Origin of the sequence: Lactobacillus sp. N54.MGS-719 (assembly GCF_000980505.1) — a bacterium.
GTDB lineage: Bacteria > Bacillota > Bacilli > Lactobacillales > Lactobacillaceae > Lactobacillus > Lactobacillus amylovorus.
Genome location: NZ_LARO01000016.1, coordinates 1 through 13,751, shown reverse-complemented (window position 1 = coordinate 13,751; position 13,751 = coordinate 1). Strand labels below are relative to the sequence as shown.

The following is a 13,751-nucleotide window of genomic DNA, read 5'->3' as shown; positions in this document are numbered from 1 at the left end:
AGACATTGTTTCAAATATTTACCCTTTTGTGCTAACTTAGAACAGAAAATATTAATCAAAAAAGAAGTGCGGAATTATGGTATTCAAAAATAAAAAAATTATCATCGGCCTCATTGGCATTTTTGTCTTGCTGTTAGCAGGCTGTTCAAATAATAAATCTACTACTAAAAAAGAAAATACTTTGCCAAGTGCCAAAACGATTTTGACTAAGGCGCAAAATACCAAGTTCGATTCGATGCATACTACTTGGAACGAAACTGAAAATGGGCAAACGATTCAAAAAGCAGAAGCTCAATACGTTAAGGATCCAACAGTCATCTACGCTAATGTGGCCACAGCTTCCAACCACTATAAGATGTGGATTGAAGGTAAAAACAACTACATCCAAATGAAAGGCACCAGTTCTAGTCACTGGTTTAAGACCAAACTAGGCAAAAGCAGTTCATATGCTGTATTAACAGACAGTTTAGACAACATGCTTGATCCATTCGTTGCTACCAGCAAGAGTTTTAAAGTTAAACCCAATGGCAACGATTACGTCCTCTCTTATAAAGGAAACAATAAGAAAATTTGGAACGCCATCGTTTCCGATTCTGCGATCACTGCTTTGATCGGTATCGATTTAGACAACGTGAAACCAATCAATAATGAAATCAAAATCGACGTTGATAAAAGCTACCACATCACCGATGTAAAGGTGCTCTCTACTTATAAAGACGAAGGTCAAAAGAGAACCTTCACGATGAATGCTGATCAAATTGACCAGATCAAGAACTTAGAGGTTCCTGCCAATGTTAAAAAAGGCGCAGTCGATTTAGGAAAAATGAGCACGAACAATTAATACTAAGTCCGAATCCAAAGAGATTCGGGCTTTTTTCGTATATAATAATAGGTGTAACTATAGGAGAAAAATTATGAATACAAAACTTAAAAAAGCATTTATTGGTATTTCACTCGCTACCCTATTCTTACTGGGTGGCTGCAGTCAGCAAAAGAAAAACACTGCCGACCCAGTTTTAACTAAAAGTCAGGTAGTGCAAAAGGCTAAAAAGAGCTTCAGAAGTGGCCAAGTCATCCAATCTGTTACCTTGGGCACTGACACTTCTAGCCAAGTAGCCTTGGCAAGCACTACCTTTGGTGGCGAATCAACTGTCTACCATATTACTAACCAAACAACCAGCAAGGGCAAGACTCGTTCAAGCGAAGAATGGGTCAACCTGAACAACGTCTACATCAATGGTCGTGATACTTGGTACAAGGCTGATCTTGAAAAATTAACGGGTCACTCATACGCAGATTTGACTGACGCGATTATGAATAATCGTTTGATCCATAATCCAAGCGACACTTTGGTTAACGCCTACAAGATGAAACGTAATAAGAAGGAAAAGACTTACACTTTGACTGCTAATATCAAAGACAAGGACTTAATGAAAAAAGCAGCAGCGCCAGTCTTTAATACTGTGGCTCAAAGCTCCAACCAAGCTAAGGTCTTTAAGCAAATTCAAAAATATGGCAAGTACAAGAATATGACCGTTAAGACTGTGGTTAGAGACAACAAATTGGCTGGCTTCAACGTATTCGTTAACATGAAGCTTGGCAAGATGATGACCGTTAAGGTTGGTCAAAGTTACGGCAACTTTGGTAACCACGACTTCTTAAGAGTGCCAACTTCCGCAACTAATGCTAAGCCATTGCCAACAACTGATAATAATAGTAAGAAAAAGTAGAGGTTGAATTATGAAATTAGGAATTATCGGAAGTGGAATGATCGTCCACGATTTTTTGAAGACTGCTGATAAGATCAACAATCTAGAACTCACAGCAATTTCATCAACTGTCCGTAGCAAAGATATTGCTCGGGAATTAGCTAACCAATATGGCATTAAGAAAACCTACACTGATAACGAAAAAATGATGGTAGATCCAGATGTCGATACGGTTTACGTGGCTGTGCCAAACTTCTTGCACTATGAGATTGCCAAAGAAGCATTAGAGCATGGTAAAAACGTAATCTGCGAAAAGCCATTTGTCGAAAGCACTGAACAAGCAAAAGAATTGAAGCAGCTTGCCGACGAAAAAGATTTGATCATTCTTGAAGCAATTACCAATCTTTACTTAGAGAACTTCAAGCAAATTCAAAAAGAGCTCAAGAATATTGCCCCAATTCATATCGTGAACATGAACTATACGCAATACTCAAGCCGTTATGATGCTTTCCTTGAAGGCAAGATTGCACCAGTCTTTGATCCAAATAAAGATGGTGGTGCCTTGATGGATTTAAACATTTACAACATCCATCTTTTAGCGGCTTTGTTCGGCTTGCCTGATAAGGTTCAATATTACGCCAACATGCAAAAAGGCGTTGATACATCAGGTATCTTGCACTTGTCCTACCCTGACAAACAAGCATCCCTCACCGCATCAAAGGACAGCTACGTAACGCCACGTTCATTCATCGAAGGTGAAAAAGGCAGCATCTATATCGATGGCTCAACTGGCGAACTTAACAACTTTACAGTACAAATGCGAGGCAAAGAACCTAAGCGTTACAACTTGAATAAATACGACCACCGTATGACGAGCGAGTTTAATGCGTTTAGTGAGATCATCGATAATCATGATACGGTGAAAGCTGATGAAGCATTTGTGAATACGCTTGAGTCAATGCAAATTTTGACTGCTGCAAGAAATTCTGAGGAATAAAAAATTAAACTAAAAAAGATTGGTTATCTTCGCTACAAAAGCGTTGATAACCAATCTTTTATTTTTGCTCTCTAATCTCTTTCCAAAAGCCAATCCAAAATATTCATCTTCTGAATACCATCATAATTAGCATCCTTATTCAAAGTATCCATCGTCAATAAATACTTCGGATAAGAATCATGGATTTGTTTCAACGGACGTAATTCTCTTTCCAGCACTTTTTCGTCTAATGTAGTCAAAGCAACTTGGAAATATCTTGCTTCATTTTTGACATTCAATGCCACAAAATCAACTTCCAAATCATTGCTTCGACCGACATAAACATGCGGATATCTGCGCTTCAATTCCAAAAAGACAATGTTCTCGATGATGTGACCATAATCTTGTTGGTGATCTGGTAAAAGCAAACGCCGCAAGCCCAAATCAACAGCATAATATTTACTGTTAGCACGTAAAATCGAACGGCCGTGAATATCATATGGCTTAGCTTCGTACATTAGCAAGCTGTTCAGAATGCCTTCCACATATCGGTCAATCGTCTTATTGTCTGCTGACAGCTTAGCACTTTTCAAGGTATTAGCAATATTGCTAATCGAAATTGCACTACCAATATCACTAAACAAAGTACGGATTACTCTCTCCAAAACAGGGACATCCCTCACTTTAAGTCTGGTAACAATGTCAGTTAAAACAATTGTCGAATAGATTCCCTGCAGATATTCCATTCTTTCTTGTTCATCTTGGACAAACAATGTATAAGGAAATGAGCTCTTCAAATACTCATTGAACATATCTGTATCGTTAGTGAATAAATCGTTCTGCTTGTGCCATTCCACAAATTCCTTGAAAGATAGTGGCAACATATTTATTTGCACATAGCGACCCGTCAGCAATGTCGCAATTTCACCACTCAAGAAATAAGCGTTAGAGCCTGTGATGTATAAATCCACGTTGTCTTTAATGAACAATGAGTCAACTACTTTTTCGAAATCAGTAACGTGCTGAATTTCATCCAAAAAAATGTAGGTCATCTTGCCATCATCAAGACGATTGGTTAAATATTTATACAAAGCATACGGATCGCGCAAAGATTCATTAGCCATATCTTCAAAATTAATGGTGATTATCTGCTCAGGTGCTACACCACTAGACCGAAGATATTCTTGAAACTGCGAAAATAAAATTGTTTTTCCGGATCTTCTAACACCAGAAACGACTTTGATAATTTGTTTTCCTTGATGTCTCTTTAAAAAATCGAGGTATTCAGTTCTAGCAACGTATCGTTTTTCTACCATATTATTCACTTCCTTGCACTAATTTTATCAACCATTTGGAATACGTTCCAAATAAACTCCATTTTCGCCTCTCATTTGGAATACATTCCAAGCAAAAAAGCCATCCAAATGGATGACTTTCTACAAACTATTCATGACTCAACAAATTCCGTACCTGATCAGCATCCTTGAATTCACCAGAGAAGACCAAAACATCCCCCGGCTCAATCACAGTCCAGCCGTGCGGAGCCAGCCACTGATCTCCACGCCAAATTCGACTGACCGTAATCTTGTCGATAAAGTCCAAATCGGCCAAAGGACGCCCAGTGTAATGCGTATTCGTAACCTTAACTGAGTAAAGCACATTCTTCGTATCAGTAAGAATCCGGTAAACAGTCGGTGACTCAATCAACGCACGCATCAAGGCAGAACGAATATTGGTAAAGTTGAAAATTTCAATATCTCTTTGATGAAATTCGTCAACAATATCGCTATCAACCTGACTGAGTCGTGCAATTACACGCTCTACTCCAGCTTCTCTAGCATCCCTTGCCAAATCGGCATTGTTCTCATCTTGGTGACTCGCAGCCACAAAGATATCACAATCATATGCGCCAGCCTTTTCCAGCGTCTTTGTATCCAAGTCAGGTAATAAAGTAATATTCTCAACTCGGCTGTCGTAAGTTTCATAGTCGACCTTATTAGCAGTGAAAATCTTGACTGAGTACCAATTATCGTGCAAATCGTGTGCAACCGGCACCGTGAAGGCGTTGGCCCCAATAAAGGTAACGGTCTTCTTGATTCTGTCTTCCGGTGACAAAACGAAGCTTGAATTAAAGACAATCGGACTCAAAATACATACGATAACTGCGGCCAAAATAAAGGCATCGGATTGCATTGAAGTAATGGCGTGCAATCTTCTCGCAACTTGCAAGGTTGGCAAAACAATCGTAATGGTTGTAGCAGTTAAGAAGCCGCCGGCAAAAGCATTGCGCTTTTCAAAGAATCTCATGTAGGTTAAAACAACCGGCAACTTGGCGAGCAATAAGAAAATAACCAAGACTGGCAAAAGCATTAAGGCTGAGGGATGGGTCAAGAATGAACGCAAATTCAATCTTACCCCTGTCATAATGAAGAAAATAGGAATAAAAAAGCCATAACCAATTGAGGTCAACTTATCCTTAGTTGCTTCACTTGGTTCAAGCAGCTTCATGACCATCCCAGCCAAAAAGGCACCTAAGATGTTCTCAGCCCCAACAGTTTCGGCAACAGTAACTAGTGCAAAAATTAAGAAAAATGCCAAACGAATATCTAGTTGCGTCGTTGCCTTAGTTACCTTGGCAAACCACAAATATGGTTGCTTAAATCTACGCAAAAGAAAAATTGCGGCCAAAAACAGCAAGATAATCAACCATAATTGTCCTGCATTACCACCGTTGATTGATGCATAAATGGTAAGCAAAAGCAGTGGAATAACTTCACCAAGAACAGCCGTCAACAGGATCGTCTGGCCAATTGGCCGACCCAAAATGTCCTTTTCCTTCAAGGTGGCAATCACCACGCCTAGAGCAACGGTCATCAAGATAATCGCAGCCAGCATAACTTCGCTGAACAAACCGATCCATTTCAAAACAAAGGCCAAGGCCACAGCCATGACGACGATTCCACTAAAGGCAATCACGGCTGTCTTCAGCGGATCAACCATTTTTCCGGCTTGTGATCTCCCCCTCGGATTATTCTTTCTTTGCAATAAATCGAAGTCGATTTCCATCCCTGATAAAAACATCAGTAAGATCACGCCCAGATTAGACAAAAAAGTCAGATCGTGCGTCGAAAAAATCAGGTTGAAACCACTCGATCCCATGATAATCCCCACGATAATTTCGGCTACCGCGGTTGGGACATTGCTAATTTGAAAACGAGCCATAAATATTGGAATGATTAATGCCAATAATACGACTAAGAATAGCGATAATTGTGCCATTTCTCTCCCCTTTTCTCATTCAATCAACAGCAATTATACAAAAAAACGCGCCCCATTCCCATAATTTTAGGAATAAGACGTGTTTTTCTCTTAATTTACGTCACTTGCTAAAACATATTGTGTAGCATTAAGTGCGTAGTACTTTTGACCTTTAATAGTAATCTTGCTGCCGTAGACTAATACTCGGCTGCCCTTCTTGACCTTGTTTTGCTTTTCGATCTCACCAGTGCGAGTACGTAAGTAAGTATCCTTGTTCACGGTCTTAGGCGTTGCGTCGATGTTTGAAGCAACTACGTATTGGTCCTTGCCAATCTGGTAGTACTTCTTGCCATTGATCATCTTGTAGCCCATGACCACAACTGGACTGCCGGCATACTTGAGCTTCTTGGTGTTATTGCCCTTAGCATCATAGATGTAAGCATCGTGACCTAAAGTTACAGCACCTTGAACAACTGGGATTTCTTCCTTAGTCTTGTTTGGATCCTTATCCTTGTCCTTCAAGTTAGATTGAGATTGAGTATTCTTCTTTTGCAAGTCGTAGTAATACTTAATCAATGAATAAAATTGATCCATGCTGTAGCCCCATTTTTCAAAATAGCCATCGGGGTCAACGTGGTCAGTGCCACCAAGGAAGTTGCTGACGGCGTGGTGCGACCAAATCGTACCTTGACCATCATCGCAGGCATTGTCCGGCTTCAAATCGTAACGGTGTAAAAGCTTAGCAATGTAGATCGCATCATTATTAATTGACTTAATAAATGCATCCCTACTATCTTCTTCACACAATTCAACTTGAATAAATCGGTTGTTCGCCTGCTGACCTGCACCCCAAGTACCCATGTCGGGCGATCTCATCTGAATAACCTGGTTGCTGTCAACAAACGCATGCACGTAGGCATTAATGTTCATCCACTCGCGGTTGAAGTAAATAGCCTCATCGTGGGCGGTAGCACCCGGATCGTCAGTTTCGTGAACAACGATGCCTTCTGGCTTACCATTTTGATATTCAACACCAGGGAACTTGTTGTACTTGATCCCTTCTAGCTTCAGCATTTTGTATAAATAAGTAACACCTCTGTACTTATATTTCTTAGCTTCAGTGTTAATCGATGCCGCCTGAGTTTCTTCATTATTAAAACTAAACGTACCGATTAAACTGATGGCCGCAATAAATGCGATCGTTAATTTCTTTAGCTTCACTAAACCATCCTTTATTACATGAAGTTAGATTTCTTGATGTATTGACGGATACCAACTCTGTAGTACTTGGCACCGTTAATAGTTACGGCGCTACCGTAGGTAGCAACTTGTTCGTTCTTCTTGCGCTTCAAGTTGTTGTCGCGGTTGCCATATTGGTTGTAAACGTAAGAATTACGCTTCAAGAACTTAAGGGTACCGTCGATGTTGCCGGCTGCGATGTATTCATTTTCGCCAATACGGTAGTAGCTCTTGCCCTTGATGGTCTTGGTGCCGTAAGTGTTGATTAACTTAGCGCCTTCTTCGTCGTTAACCTTGAACATCTTGCCAGCGAGCTTCTTGCCGTTCTTGTCATAAACGTAGGCATTGTGCATCAAGTTCTTTTGGATCTTGGTTACACCCTTTGGAGCTTGAGTGATTGGTTCACTGCTACTGCTCTTCTTGCCCTTGCCAAGAGCACTGCCGTTGATCCAGCCCTTGCCGTCGATATACATTCTAGATGAGCCATCATTATAGGTAATGGTCTTGGTTACAGTAACCTTTTCGCCTTGCTTAACTGAGCCGACTGGACTAGCAACTGAGTGGTCGGTTGGCCAGTTGTAGACTGAGCCGCCCTTTTCGACGGTGTAAACCTTAGCAGTCTTAGTGACAACTGGATCATACTTGCTCAAATTGTGAGCGGTGATTCTTGAGTTAAGTGCGGAATCATATTGGGTATCGGTTGCGTAAGTACCGGTCAAAGCCTTGGTAGCTTGAGCATAGTTATCGGCATTTTCGATCCAGGCACCCTTGTAGCGAAGTGGTTGCCATGAAACACCTTCACGCAACTTTTTTCCGTTGTCTTCGAATGATTCTTCCAATGTATCGTATTTTCTAAATTTAGCGGTGACGTAGTAACTCTTGCCGTTCTTATCTTCTTCACGCGTCTTAGAAGTATAAGTGGCACCAGTCCAACTATCATCAGCCTTCATACCAAAAAGATTGTTCGCATTAACTGCCAATCCTGATTGGCCCCAACCAGATTCAACGATGGCTTGGGCGATCATTACTGATGGATAAGTACCGTACTTCTTAGCAGCCTTCACTGCTTGCTTTGCGGCTTTATTTAAAAATTCTGCTTGTTCATCGGTTGTTGCTGCGGAAACTTTTTGGCTATGAACAATATTTATAGCATTGCTTACAACTGGCGTAGCTACTGAAGTCAACATAACTGCGCTAGCAATGCTGGTCAAAAGTCTCTTCTTCATAAGTTGGTTCCTCCTATTATTAACAGTTCTATTGTATCTAGCAAGTTATTTTAAAACAAGGGATTCGGCTGATTTGTATGATAAAAGTAATATTTCAATTATGTTATTTTAATAGTGATTAAGTATGCATATTTACACCTTAATTTTGAGGACGATTGTTATGGAAAAACTTTGGCCGATTGTAAAATTAAATTGAACACTTTGTAAAAAATAAAAGCCCATCTGGGCCTGTTTGATAGAATGTTAATAACCACAAAAACTTCTATTGGAGGTCACAAATGGACTCTTTATGTTCTACCATGAATCAGCGCATTAAAGGCAAACACTTATCATTCGAAGAGCGGGTTATTATCCAAACTCATATCAAAGACGGCTTCTCTCTTAGAGCTATTGCACGTGAACTTGGTTGTTCCCCGTCTACCATCAGATATGAAGTCAAACGCGGTACTGTTTCTCTTTATCATGGCAAACAGAGGCGGTACAAGGCTGATCACGGTCAAAGCGTTTATCAGGCTAATCGATACCATTTTGGCCGCAAATCAGGCTTCTTGAAGAAATCTGATTTTATCGAATATGTTAACAAGCATTTCTCTGAAGACGACTGGTCGCTTGATGTATGTGCCAATCGCAGTTTGGCTATAGGAGAATTTTCTAGTAATCAAACGGTTTGTACTAGAACCCTGTATAACTATGTCGATCAAGGATTAATGGATAGCAGAAACTGTGATTTGCCCGAAAAGTTAAAACGCAACACTAAAATTCATCGCATCCGCCAAAATAAGAGAAAGCTTGGCCGAAGCATTGAAGAACGCCCACAAGAGATCAACGATCGAAAAGAGTTCGGCCATTGGGAATGCGACCTGGTTTTAGGACATAAGACTAGAGATGATCAAGTACTGTTGACTTTGTCTGAGCGAATGAGTCGCGAGTTTTTAATCTTGCGGATTTCCGATAATACCGCTGCCAGTGTCATGCATGCTTTTAGAACGCTTCAAAAACAATACAGCGAGCACTGGAACGACATCTTCAAGACAATCACTACTGATAATAGCTCGGAGTTCGCGGATTTAGCTAATTTAGAGCAAGTCTCTAAAACGCTTGTTTACTATGCTCATCCATATACTTCTTGCGATAAAGGCACTGTTGAAAGACATAACGTCCTTATTCGTAGGTTCATACCTAAAGGTGATTACATCAATAACTATTCTCTTCAAGACATCATTAATATTGAAACCTGGTGCAATTCACTGCCGAGAAAGATCTTAGCATATCATACCCCAGATGAAATCTTTGAAAAGGAATTGGATCGTATCTATCAAACAGCATAAGTGTTCAATTTATTATTACAATTTACGGAAGAAAATTATTAGGTGAAAATTGTAATTAAGTAAAATAGTTTCTGGAAAGCTGGCATGCAGGAAGTATGCTGTTTTTTTAGAGCAAAAGAAAAACGAGGCATTCGCCTCGTTTTCCTTATATACTACTTAGACTTAATTAAAAGTTTGCAACCTTAACGTAAGTCTTGTCAGTGTTGTTACCGATCTTGTAGTATTGCTTACCGTTCTTGAAGGTGTATGAACCACCGTAAGTAGTTACTTCAGTACCCTTCTTAAGAACAACCTTGTTAGCACGCTTCTTTGATGACTTGTAAACGTATGCGTTGTGCTTCAAAGTACGCTTAGTACCATCGATGTTGTCAGCGTTGATGAACTTGCCAGTTGCCTTACCGTTTTCGATTACTTCGTAGTATGAAATACCGTTAGCAAGCTTAGTAGTGTTCATAGCAACAGTTACAGTGTTGTAACGAGTTACCTTGTCAGTACCAACACGCTTAGCGTCCTTGTCGTAGAAGTATGCGTTGTGCATAATAGTCTTGCTTTGACTTGGAACAGTTGCTGGGGTTACATCCTTACCGTTTGGTACGTTAACAGTTACAGGTAAAGTCTTTGAAGCATCGTTGTTGTTAGCAGTTGCAGTCATGTTGAAAGTGAATGACTTAGGTGCAACGAACCAACCATCAGTAACAGGAACGTTCATAGCCTTCAAAGCTTCTACAAGGTTATTAGTGTATTTAATGTGACTTGATTCCTTGTTTTCTAAAGTACCAAAGTTAGTTGCGTAGTACTTCTTCAAAACTTCGTTAACAACTTGATCAACGTTCATCTTACCAGCGTCTGAGCCAGCGTAAAGTTCAACGTTACCTGAGTTAACTACTGCGTTAGTAGTACTGTTAAGCCAGTTAACAACAGCTGGGTTAGCAAAGTCCTTAGCATACACACCTAAGATAATGTCTTCACTAATAGTAGCAACACCATCTTTATCAGTCTTAGTCTTGTAAGTTAAGTCTTCAGCCTTGTTACCAAAGTGGTTACCGTTTTCGTTTGGCAATACTAAAGTAATGTCTTTGTTAGCATTCTTAGTACCAAAGTTTAAGCTAACGCCATGTAATTGTACTTTGAAGAGAGTACCAGCAAGAGCAGCAGTAACGTCGCTTACGTGTTCAACAGGTGTACGATCACCCTTTTCATTGTAGTACCACATCTTAACTGATGAAACATTTGGTTCAAAAGTTGAGGTAGCAGTAGTACCATCAACAGTAGCAGTAAATGATGCGTTTAAGGCAGCTTTAATATCAGTGTTTGGTACTGAAGTAGTTAAAGTAACATTTGGTGTGATGTTAACCTTTGCATTATCAGGCAATGGCTTTACAGGACCGATGTTGGTAGCTGATTGAACAGGATCAGCGTTAACAGTAGAAACAGCAGAAGCAGCAACTGGAGCAACAGCTAATAAAGCAGCAGCAGCAACGCTAACAATTCTTAAATTTTTCTTCATGTGGTCTTTTCCTCCTTGAAATATAAAAAAATGTAATAGGCCATAGGTTCAGCATGTGATAGGAGCCTATAATGTACAAAACCCTTCAAAGCAGGATCCACGAGTTTATAACTCTCGCGAGGTAGTAGTCTTGCTGAAGGATCAGCATGCGTACAGGCTACACGCCTGAAGCACGTCCTATTACTTACCACGATTCATATTTTACTAACCTCTTCACAAAATAGCAAGTTAAATCAACTGAAAATTTTCTTTTGTAATATTTTTCACCTTTTCCGTCACATCAACGTTTAACCGACCTCTTTTTTAATAAATAGCCAAATCCTAGCTATAACAAGAAAAAAGCGGACTCTCGTCCGCCTTTTTTCTTTTAGAATCTTTGCCTTTTTTACAAAAGTATAACAAACTTCAACAAAAAAGTAATATTTCCATTAATGTTTCTACAAAGAGTTCGTATTTAAACTAGTGTGTTTCTTCACTTTTTAACAAGTTTACTTTTCAGTAAATCTATGACCTCAAATAACAACTCAAGATTAGTCTTGCTTGTCTGCAGATTCTGCTTGATCAGCATCCCCATCGTTAAAGATGTCGCTAACAGTACGTTCAATGTACGCAGCAGATTGAGGAGTAACGTAATTCTTAACACCGTCTTTCTCAAACACGTTGGCTTGCGCAATAGTAGTCATCGCACCGCGAACTTGTTCCGCAGTAAGATTATCTACTGCATCCCCCAACGTAACACTTGTCTTCTTGTTCTTACCATTCAAAAAAGTTAACTTCAAAGTCTTAGTAGTCTTAGCCATTTAATTTTCTCCTATTTTCCTATTATATTAACTAACTTGTCTTACCCTAATTATTCAGCTGCTTCGACAATACGTCTTCTCTGAATTAAGACCGCATCATCAAGTGAATCGTCTTGCAGACTGGCAATGGCCTTACCCACATTTTCAAGGGCATCAGCTTGCGCATCCTTAGCGACATTCTTGAAGGTACGGTTCTTAAGTCCGCTCTTGTATTTCTTGTTACCGAAAGTAAATTGGATTGATTGTTCAGTTAATTCAAAATTCATGTTTAGTTCTCTCCTACTATTAATATTTGTTAAATTTTGAGCATTTTGTAATCAACCGGCTGGCTAGATGTCTTACACTATTATTAACAATTTGAAACCCAAAAATGGGCCAAATTTGTTGAAATAATTTTTCTAATCAAGGGAGAGTTGTCTTTACATGAAAAAATTAATCTTTTGGGGCGCTATTTTTGCAATGTTTGTCCTAGGAGGTGGCGGCGCCGGTGCTTACATTCATCATACCAACGCTGTGCAACACGAGAACACCACCAACACGTCCGGTTCCGACAAGGGTCAGAATCCTAAGTCCGGCCCTGCCGATGATAATGGTAAGAACAATAATAAGGAAGATAATTCTTCTAGCGATTCTAATGCAAGCAAGTCATCTGATAGCAGCAATTCTTCCAGCTCCAGTAGCTACAAGAAGCAAGACAAGGACAAGAACAGTTCTGCGCAATCATCTTCAAGCGATGACGACAAGCAACAATCTAGCACCACGCAATCTTCTACTCAGTCATCAACCCAATCTTCAGCCGCTCAATCTAACATCCAAGGTGACAAGACTGGGAAATAAGCACCATTCTTCATCTTCGGATGAGAAATGGTGTTTTTTATTGCATTTTAGTACAGAATCACATTTTTATGTGATCTTAGCGCAAATGATGCTAAAATTTAAGTAACTACACGAGGTGAAGACAATGCTAATAGAATTCAGACTAAAGAACTATGCTTCCTTTAAGAACGAAACAATTTTATCCGCTCAAACCGGCGAAAGATTATATAAGTACAAGGACACCAACACATTCCAAGGCAAGGATGTTTCTCTGCTCAAGAATCTCCTGATCTTCGGGCCTAACGGTGCCGGAAAATCTAGATTGCTCCGCGGACTAGATGTAATGAAGCATCTTGTTCTCAATGGTGGCGCTAAGGCTGTGACCGATCCCCTAATATACGCCCCATTTATTTTTAACGAGAAGAATCAACATGAAGACACAACCTTGGGTATTGTCATTCAATTCAACAAGCAGATCTATGACTATTCTTTCAGCTATAATAATGAACAGATTTCCACTGAAAAGCTTGTACTCATCAACGGCGACAAGGAAGAAACATACTTTGAAAGAACTGGGCAAGATTTTTTAATTATTCCTGATAATCTGAAAGATCTCATCCCTCGCCTAAGGAAGAATGCCCTCTTCTTGTTCTTAGCCCAGCAAAACAACGATAGCCCTGCAAGTGATATTTACAAGTGGTTCGCCGAAGATTTATCTATCATCCTGTCTGGCAACCACGTAATCATCGGCAAGGAATTCGCAGAGCTATTGAAAAATAAGCAAATAAAAGATGAACTACTCTCCTTCTTGAATGGTGGCTTGATTGTGGGCCTTGCCGGCGAAAAAGTTGTGAATAACTTTAAGTTTTACGCGGTTTTCCAAGAAAATGAG

Annotated in this window: 12 protein-coding genes and 1 pseudogene; 6 read left to right on the top strand and 7 right to left on the bottom strand. The window is 39.8% G+C overall.

Translation table 11 applies throughout. The features are described 5' to 3' along the window. The first annotated feature begins 76 nt into the window (after window positions 1-76). The 3 genes from WS44_RS04365 to WS44_RS04355 all read left to right on the top strand — a co-directional run bounded on the left by WS44_RS04365 (window position 77) and on the right by WS44_RS04355 (window position 2,706). Complete coding sequence (locus tag WS44_RS04365) at window positions 77-841, top strand: DUF6612 family protein (RefSeq protein WP_013641417.1); 765 nt, start codon at window positions 77-79, stop codon at window positions 839-841. 73 nt (window positions 842-914) lie between these two features. Then, entirely contained in the window at window positions 915-1,730 is an 816-nt protein-coding gene (locus WS44_RS04360; protein ID WP_014565530.1) for a hypothetical protein, read from the top strand. A 10-nt stretch (window positions 1,731-1,740) separates the two neighbouring features. Further along, on the top strand, window positions 1,741-2,706 hold the full coding sequence (locus tag WS44_RS04355) for a Gfo/Idh/MocA family oxidoreductase (RefSeq protein ID WP_013437037.1): 966 nt from the start codon (window positions 1,741-1,743) through the stop codon (window positions 2,704-2,706). Window positions 2,707-2,777: 71 nt separating this feature from the next. Here WS44_RS04355 and WS44_RS04350 read toward each other — a convergent pair whose 3' ends face one another. The 4 genes from WS44_RS04350 to WS44_RS04335 all read right to left on the bottom strand — a co-directional run bounded on the left by WS44_RS04350 (window position 2,778) and on the right by WS44_RS04335 (window position 8,408). Continuing rightward, on the bottom strand, window positions 2,778-4,001 hold the full coding sequence (locus tag WS44_RS04350) for an ATP-binding protein (RefSeq protein ID WP_046433333.1): 1,224 nt from the start codon (window positions 3,999-4,001) through the stop codon (window positions 2,778-2,780). 127 nt (window positions 4,002-4,128) lie between these two features. Beyond that, window positions 4,129-5,964 carry a cation:proton antiporter family protein gene (locus tag WS44_RS04345; protein WP_046433330.1) on the bottom strand — a complete coding sequence of 612 codons (1,836 nt, stop codon included), beginning with the start codon at window positions 5,962-5,964 and terminating at the stop codon, window positions 4,129-4,131. Window positions 5,965-6,054: 90 nt separating this feature from the next. Further along, window positions 6,055-7,164 carry an SLAP domain-containing protein gene (locus WS44_RS04340; protein ID WP_046433328.1) on the bottom strand — a complete coding sequence of 370 codons (1,110 nt, stop codon included), beginning with the start codon at window positions 7,162-7,164 and terminating at the stop codon, window positions 6,055-6,057. A 14-nt stretch (window positions 7,165-7,178) separates the two neighbouring features. After that, window positions 7,179-8,408 carry a glucosaminidase domain-containing protein gene (locus WS44_RS04335; protein WP_014565526.1) on the bottom strand — a complete coding sequence of 410 codons (1,230 nt, stop codon included), beginning with the start codon at window positions 8,406-8,408 and terminating at the stop codon, window positions 7,179-7,181. A gap of 278 nt (window positions 8,409-8,686) precedes the next feature. Here WS44_RS04335 and WS44_RS04330 point away from each other — a divergent pair, with 278 nt between their 5' ends. Continuing rightward, window positions 8,687-9,736, top strand: coding sequence for an IS30 family transposase (locus WS44_RS04330; RefSeq protein WP_046433324.1), 1,050 nt, complete (start codon window positions 8,687-8,689; stop codon window positions 9,734-9,736). A gap of 166 nt (window positions 9,737-9,902) precedes the next feature. Here WS44_RS04330 and WS44_RS04325 read toward each other — a convergent pair whose 3' ends face one another. From WS44_RS04325 to WS44_RS04315, 3 genes are all read right to left on the bottom strand, one after another. Beyond that, the gene (locus WS44_RS04325; RefSeq protein WP_046433320.1) at window positions 9,903-11,243 is read right to left on the bottom strand and encodes an SLAP domain-containing protein; all 1,341 of its coding nucleotides are present in this window, start codon (window positions 11,241-11,243) and stop codon (window positions 9,903-9,905) included. 530 nt (window positions 11,244-11,773) lie between these two features. Next, a complete protein-coding gene (locus WS44_RS04320; protein WP_022087498.1) occupies window positions 11,774-12,043 on the bottom strand; it encodes a DUF2922 domain-containing protein in 270 nt (89 codons plus the stop codon). A 50-nt stretch (window positions 12,044-12,093) separates the two neighbouring features. Continuing rightward, complete coding sequence (locus WS44_RS04315) at window positions 12,094-12,309, bottom strand: hypothetical protein (protein ID WP_046433319.1); 216 nt, start codon at window positions 12,307-12,309, stop codon at window positions 12,094-12,096. Window positions 12,310-12,466: 157 nt separating this feature from the next. Between WS44_RS04315 and WS44_RS04310 the strand changes: the two genes are divergently transcribed. Both WS44_RS04310 and WS44_RS10265 read left to right on the top strand, forming a co-directional pair. Then, a complete protein-coding gene (locus WS44_RS04310) occupies window positions 12,467-12,880 on the top strand; it encodes a hypothetical protein (protein ID WP_046433317.1) in 414 nt (137 codons plus the stop codon). Between the two features lie 277 nt (window positions 12,881-13,157). Next, window positions 13,158-13,751: pseudogene (locus tag WS44_RS10265) on the top strand (hypothetical protein); the annotation flags it as partial.

What these genes read in the sequence shown, in the direction of transcription:
- WS44_RS04365 (WP_013641417.1), top strand. Translation starts at nt 77, where the DNA reads ATGGTATTCAAAAATAAAAAAATTATCATCGGCCTCATTGGCATTTTT.
- WS44_RS04360 (WP_014565530.1), top strand. Translation starts at nt 915, where the DNA reads ATGAATACAAAACTTAAAAAAGCATTTATTGGTATTTCACTCGCTACC.
- WS44_RS04355 (WP_013437037.1), top strand. Translation starts at nt 1,741, where the DNA reads ATGAAATTAGGAATTATCGGAAGTGGAATGATCGTCCACGATTTTTTG.
- WS44_RS04350 (WP_046433333.1), bottom strand. Translation starts at nt 4,001, where the DNA reads ATGGTAGAAAAACGATACGTTGCTAGAACTGAATACCTCGATTTTTTA.
- WS44_RS04345 (WP_046433330.1), bottom strand. Translation starts at nt 5,964, where the DNA reads ATGGCACAATTATCGCTATTCTTAGTCGTATTATTGGCATTAATCATT.
- WS44_RS04335 (WP_014565526.1), bottom strand. Translation starts at nt 8,408, where the DNA reads ATGAAGAAGAGACTTTTGACCAGCATTGCTAGCGCAGTTATGTTGACT.
- WS44_RS04330 (WP_046433324.1), top strand. Translation starts at nt 8,687, where the DNA reads ATGGACTCTTTATGTTCTACCATGAATCAGCGCATTAAAGGCAAACAC.
- WS44_RS04325 (WP_046433320.1), bottom strand. Translation starts at nt 11,243, where the DNA reads ATGAAGAAAAATTTAAGAATTGTTAGCGTTGCTGCTGCTGCTTTATTA.
- WS44_RS04320 (WP_022087498.1), bottom strand. Translation starts at nt 12,043, where the DNA reads ATGGCTAAGACTACTAAGACTTTGAAGTTAACTTTTTTGAATGGTAAG.
- WS44_RS04315 (WP_046433319.1), bottom strand. Translation starts at nt 12,309, where the DNA reads ATGAATTTTGAATTAACTGAACAATCAATCCAATTTACTTTCGGTAAC.
- WS44_RS04310 (WP_046433317.1), top strand. Translation starts at nt 12,467, where the DNA reads ATGAAAAAATTAATCTTTTGGGGCGCTATTTTTGCAATGTTTGTCCTA.